Origin of the sequence: Aeromonas sp. HMWF015 (genome assembly GCF_963878965.1) — a bacterium.
Lineage (GTDB): Bacteria > Pseudomonadota > Gammaproteobacteria > Enterobacterales > Aeromonadaceae > Aeromonas > Aeromonas veronii.
Map to the genome: position 1 here is coordinate 1 of NZ_CAWNZT010000353.1, position 2875 is coordinate 2875.

Annotated in this window: 2 protein-coding genes and 1 pseudogene; 1 reads left to right on the plus strand and 2 read right to left on the minus strand. The window is 55.6% G+C overall.

What is annotated here, in order from left to right; translation table 11 throughout:
• Window positions 1-544 precede the first annotated feature (544 nt).
• A complete protein-coding gene (locus AACS18_RS17705; protein ID WP_108612893.1) occupies window positions 545-1171 on the plus strand; it encodes a porin family protein in 627 nt (208 codons plus the stop codon).
• A gap of 86 nt (window positions 1172-1257) precedes the next feature.
• Here the strand turns inward: AACS18_RS17705 and AACS18_RS17710 are convergent.
• A pseudogene (locus tag AACS18_RS17710) lies at window positions 1258-2256 on the minus strand (sensor domain-containing diguanylate cyclase).
• A gap of 267 nt (window positions 2257-2523) precedes the next feature.
• On the minus strand, window positions 2524-2875 hold a 352-nt coding region (locus tag AACS18_RS17715), incomplete at its 5' end, for a GNAT family N-acetyltransferase (RefSeq protein WP_108612894.1).

Below are 2875 nucleotides of genomic sequence, written 5' to 3' on the forward strand. Positions count from 1 at the left end.
CATCTGGTGGGCAACATAGCCCACGCAAAAACAGCCTCAAAAGACCACCAAAACCCTCAATGGGAACAATCCCAAACCTCAAAATGAGCAAAAAACAGGCAAAAAGATAGATTTTTTTCTCACGGTTTCACCTTGTGATACGTTCAAAAAATCATCGAAAAGAACCTGATGCCAATCAGTGACATCTGAGATGCCAATTTTTAGACAGCTAATCATGGTTACGCTAGAATTAAAATAAAATGTTGTTATAAATCAATTGCATGGAATCAAAACCAAACTCACAGCCTGTCATTCGCCTCACCGGTTAATTATTTAAATCTCAATAAAGCTAAAACTCTAATAACACCATTTATTAAACAAAATGCCCCTGCTTGCAGCCAGTCATATTTAGAAGAATGGGGAAATCACTCTCTTGTTATTCAGAAATACGCTGACTATACTGCGGCCCCTCTGTGAAAGCAGCGCGATGACGGAAATATAAAAAGCTTCATGGATTGAGCAATATAAATCACACGCAGTTCACGCAACACAAGGTTATTTATCCATGAACAAGTTTAATAAAATTGCCGCATTCTCCCTGCTTGCTCTGGCCATGAATGGCGGCGCCCATGCCGAAGGCTGGTATGCAGGTCTGGATCTGACCACCTCCAAGATGGATCTCGATGGTGCTGCCAAAGACGCCTATGACGCCAAAGTGATCGACGACCAGCTCGACGGCGGCAGCCTGATCGTGGGTTACAGCTTCAAACCCTGGCTGGCGGTTGAAGGTGGCCTGCACGCCCAACAGATGGATCAGCTGACCTGGGTGACCTCCCCGATTGCAAGCGGCTTTGCCGACACCACCATCGAAACCCGCAGCATCAGCCTGGCCGCCAAGCTGAGCCAGCCACTGGCCTGGGGCTTCAGCGCCTATGCCAAACCGGGTATCGCCTACACTCGCACCGAAGTGGAAGTTGTCGGCAACGCCACCCTCCTCGGTTTCAGCGGTCAGGTAAACGAGAGCGCAACCAAGAGCAAGGTGCACCCCAATCTGGAAGTAGGTCTGGACTACGCCTTCAACGACCACTTCTCTGCCGGTATCGGTTACGAGCGCCAGTTCGACGCCCTGAGCCTGGGTGACGAGCACTACTCACTGGATACCTTCAAGCTGGGTCTGCGCTACCACTTCTAAGTCGCGCCGCGTCAGTAACAATGCAAAAGGGCCGCGGATTTCAAACCTGCGGCCCTTTTTACTGCTCTCTTTCCGCACCCTGCGCGTTAGCAGATCTGGTCTTTACCCAGCTGCTTGGCCTGATAGAGCGCCCGATCGGCACGCACCATCAGGCTCTCCTTCTGCTCATCCTGCTGATACTCCGCCAGCCCGAAGCTCATGGTAGCGGGCGCATGGGGGCAGATGGGCTCGCTCGCCATCAATGCCTGAAACTTGCTCGCCACCACCAGCGCATCCTCGCGGCCGGTGTTGGGCAGCAGCACCATAAACTCGTCACCGCCCCAACGGGCCAGCAGATCGATCTCGCGGATATGGCGACGCACCAGCGCTACTATGTTGATCAGGGTCTGATCCCCGGCATTGTGGCCATAGCTGTCGTTGATCTGCTTGAAGTTGTCCACATCCATGGCGATCACCGTGAAGGGCTGATGGAAGCGACGCGCCCGCTCGCACTCCAGCTGCAATGCCCGCTCCAGCCGATAGCGGCTGGCGGCGCCAGTCAAGGCATCGGTCTCTGCCAGCAGACGGTTCTCCTCGGCTTTCTGTTGCAGCGCCTCGTTGAGTCGCACCAGCTCGGCGGTGCGCTCGGCAACCTGCTGCTCCAGCGAGTGATTGCGCCGCTCCAGCTGCTCCAGCAACAACTTGCTGGCGTGGATATCGCGATGGGCGCCGATCATCCGCGCCACAGACCCATCGGGATTGCGCTCAATGATGCGGCCGCAATCCTCGATCCAGAGGTAACTGCCATCCCGACAGCGACAACGATACTCGGCGCGATACTCATGGACGCTGCCGCTCAGGCAGAGATCGAACTTCGCCATCACCGCCACCAGATCGTCGGGGTGGATCACGTTCTCCCAGGTGAAGACGGTATTGCCGAGGGAGTGAGGCTCGTAACCCAGCATCCGGTATCAGCCAGGGTTGCGATAGACAAAACCGGTATTAGCATGCCAGTCCCAGATGCCATCGCTGGTCACCTCCAGAATGCCATGCACTACGGCCTCGCTGACATCCGAGATCCTGATCGTGTCACTGTCCTGCACCATAGCAGTTATCCTTGTTCTTCCGCCCCGCGCCACCACGGGGAATCGCGCTGTTGCCGTGAGGCGCTACCTTGGCATATTGCAACAGATCTGTCAGCCAGAACCCCACCGCACCACCGTTTCCCCGGTTATCGGCCACTCACGACACAGGCTGAATCAGGGTGGCCATAAGTGTGGCTCAAGCGCGCCCCATTTACCGGATTTAACTCACGATTCAGTCATTTGGGGGATGGGAATAAATGAGGGGATACCCAGAGGCCCCCACAGAGGTCACTCGGCCAGAGTTAGTCGATAAAAATCCGTCTCCCGATGTTTCGGATTGGGGCGCAGAAACACCCAGCCAAAGCGCCGGTAATGGTTCAAGGCCCGCACATTGGTGCGACTCACGGAGAGGATCGCCCATTTACAACCCGCTCCCAGCAACTGCTGGCGGATATAGGCCTGCAACTGCGCGGCCAGCCCGCAGCCGCGATATTCGGGGAACAGATAAATCAGCTGCACATAGCCGGTCTCGGGTTCATCGGAAAAGCTGCGAAACTCCAGCTGGCCCACTCGTTGTTCACCCGCCCAGACATGGAGGTAGTGCCATTGCGCTTGCCCCAGCCTTTCGCGGATCCGCTCC

Coding starts and splice junctions, on each gene's coding strand:
- AACS18_RS17705 (WP_108612893.1), top strand. CDS start 545: ATGAACAAGTTTAATAAAATTGCCGCATTCTCCCTGCTTGCTCTGGCC.